The 3,142-nt window shown below is 66.1% G+C and carries 2 protein-coding genes; both read right to left on the bottom strand.

The window, feature by feature from the left end:
- Window positions 1-477: 477 nt before the first annotated feature.
- Complete coding sequence (locus MJ797_RS26455; protein WP_239342417.1) at window positions 478-714, bottom strand: hypothetical protein; 237 nt, start codon at window positions 712-714, stop codon at window positions 478-480.
- Between the two features lie 33 nt (window positions 715-747).
- Window positions 748-2,163, bottom strand: a complete 1,416-nt coding sequence (locus tag MJ797_RS26460) for a hypothetical protein (RefSeq protein WP_239342419.1) — start codon at window positions 2,161-2,163, stop codon at window positions 748-750.
- Window positions 2,164-3,142 lie beyond the last annotated feature (979 nt).

Below are 3,142 nucleotides of genomic sequence, written 5' to 3' on the forward strand. Positions count from 1 at the left end.
ACTGGTTCTGGAAAAAACGGATCACGCATATGCTACGGAAACACGACGTGTGATCCCCGCCGGCCTGGACAAGAAGGCCACCACCCACGTACTGCGGTACATTTTCGCGATATTGGAGTGGTCTCGGGGGTCTCGACCCGTCAGCGCGCCGTCCGTATCGCGTTAAGGACAGGGGTTCGGCTGCGAAGCGAATGCTGGGATGATGCACTGGCCACTGGAAACCACCGAAGTGTCGCTTCGACCGGTTGACCTCGCCGAGGATCTTCGGGTAAATCGGGACCTTGTCGGTGGGTGACCTCGACCAGCCGGCGCTGTGGGAAGCAGCGCCGCCAGAACGATCATTTTCGGCGGGAACCGAAACTCGGCAAGCTCCGACATCAGCACCGACGGACGGACCGCGCGTCGATCCATCCCTCCAGCTGGTGCCGCGCCACTCGGCCTGCTCAGCCGGCGTACGCAACAGAGCCAGCCCAGATGTCAGCGGGCCGAGAAGCGGCGGCGGCGCACCGCGCGCGCAACCCCGTCGTGCTCGTCCTCGGCCACGTGGGTGACGTTCGGTGGAAGCGGCCCAGCGTCCGCCGACGCCACCTCGCCGCGGGCCACCAGCCCCTCGACGAACCGCCGCTGCGCCTCGTCGATCTCGTCAACGTCATCAACTTCGTCGACGTTGCCAGCCCCGCCGGCCTCGTCACCTGCGCGTGCTGGCTGCGACATACCTTCCACGGTACGCCCGCCCGGGGGGCCGGGTCAGTTCAGTGTGTAGCTACGGTCGAACCGCTCTCGGCGCAGTGTCAGGGCGCCATCCGTGGCCTCGATCCGATGCGTCGTGGAGGCGGCCGCGGTGATCGGCGCGTCGCCCCGCTGCGCGGCCTCGACCGCGATCCGCCCGCGCCGGACCAGGTCCTCGACGAAGGAGGCCGCCGCTTCGTCAGGGACGGGAGTGGGCGCGTCGCCGACGTCGGCCAAGCCGCTGGCCACGCTGTGCCGGCGTGCCTGGGAGGCGGTCTGCACCCACAGATCCTTCGGCAGGCCGAACGAGGTGCTGGGAAGACGGACGCGCGCGGGCTCCTGGTGGCCGTCGGGCTCGGCCGGCGTGGCGGCGTTCAGCCGCTCCACCGAACCGAGCGCCGCCGCCGAGCGCACCGACAGTACCCCGGTGCCGGTGAAGCCGGCCCGGATCGCGTCGCGGTACTTGCCGCCGAACCGCGAGGCATCGACCGCGATCATGTGGGCGGCGACCTGGGCGTAGAAGCCCGGCACCACCGGCGCGCCGCGCACGCCCTCGATGAGGAGAGTCCCCGCATCCTCCGCAGCACGCAACAGACCGTCGGCGTCCTGCTGCGGTTGGAGGTGAAACATGTGGTCCAGTGTGCGCAGGAAACCGGCGGTGAACACCCGGGCGAAGCTGTGGGGTTCCGAGGAGATGCTAGTAGCGGGTGCCCGCGGGGGCAGCGAGGCCGGCGCCTGATAGTAGAAGGAGTTGACGGCGCTGCGCAGGCAGTCGGGATCCACGCTGTCGGGCGCCAGTTGCCGGATCGCCCAACCGAGGTTCTCCGCCAGCTGCGACAGCCGGGAGGCGGTCGCTATTCGACCGTTCGTCTCGTCGAGCACCGCCTGCCGCAGCGAGGGCAGTTGCAGGTCGCTGAGGATGGCGCTGCAGTCGGCGAACGCCTCGTGGAACGCCGCAACCTCGATGCTGGCCGTGTCGAACAGCTCCGGCTTCACCGCGTCAAGCACGGCGTGGCCCAGCTCGTGGCAGACCACGTCCGGGCTTTCGCCGGAGTAGACCGTCCTGCCTCGCACCGCGCCGTGGAAAAAATGGAGACCGTTGCGGTCGTAGTATGCGTTGAGATCTTCCCCATCGTCCGGGTAGGCGATCAGTGTATTGCCGTTGCCGGGGTGCCATGTTGTCCCCGCCGGTACCCGGGCGCTCCAGTATCCGGCGGCTCGGCTCAGCGCCTCCGCGAGCGCCCAGTAGCGGAACTCCCGGGTGTCGACCTCGTGGATTTCCGGCTGCGGTCTCTGGACCTTGGGGTCGATATCGACCGGCAGGACCCCCTGGTTGAGAACAGGTACCGAGGGGAAGATGCGGCGGTTGTTCCTGGGCTGGTCCTCGAGCGGAGCAGCTACCGGATCATCCTCCCAGGCTGCGATTCCAGGCATACTTCATCACTCTCCCTGAAGAGTTTTTTGGAGGCTGGTGGGTTCTGTGCCGTCGGGACGACACGGCAGGGTCACGGCCCCGCGGCTGACGTCGCCGACGGGAGTAGCGCCTGCCGGATCATCGGCCCGTGTGGTCGAGGAAAAAGTCCAGGCTCTCCCACGTGCGTGGTCCCACGACGCCGTCAACGACAACATCGGGCGCCTTGACTTTCACGAACTCCTGGAAGGCGCGGACCACCTCGGGCTCCTCGCAGTACGCGGGATACCGTGTCGAAAGATCTTACTAATAGTAGTCATACGCGATGGCGTTCTGTAGTCGAAGCCTCGATATCTACGTCTATGAGTAACTGAGCCACCCGTAATGATTGATCTTCCTTTCCTTGCCAACCTGATTCCACTGTCCATGCTTGTCGTTCTCTCCACTCTCCCGGGAACCGGCGGACTCCTGGTTCCCGGCAGGCCCTGATCTCGTTTTCGGGCGAGGAGCGCGCCGGCCGCCCGTGCGGCTGGCCACACCACCGGCGTACTCGGCGTCCCAGCGTAGACATACCCGCCGCGTCGTGCCGTCACTCCGCACCGCCTCGCATTTGCGAGAACTCCACTCCGGATGCATCACCGACGGTCCCGACTCTCGATCCACCGACGGATTTCGATGTTCGTCAGACGGGCCCCGATGAGGATCTCCACCATGCGGTAGAGGCGTCTGTTCAGGGCCCGCCCTCAGCTTGATCTTTAACCTTTTCGCTACTGGTGGGCGGTCACGGTCAGGTCAGCTCTGTTGCATCCGGCTGGCGAGACTTTCGTGCTGGCATGATCAAACAAAGTGGAGTCCACTTGCTTGTGGGGCTCCATCCCTGCCCGGCCACGACGGCTTCCTCCTCCAACCCGCTGGAGGGTTCCCACTTTCGTGGACAGTGACCTTCAGGTCCGTTGTCTCCGAAAGCGGGAACCCTCCAGACCCCCATGACCCTGCTGGTTT

This window comes from Protofrankia sp. CiP3 (genome assembly GCF_917627345.1).
Lineage (GTDB): Bacteria > Actinomycetota > Actinomycetes > Frankiales > Frankiaceae > Protofrankia.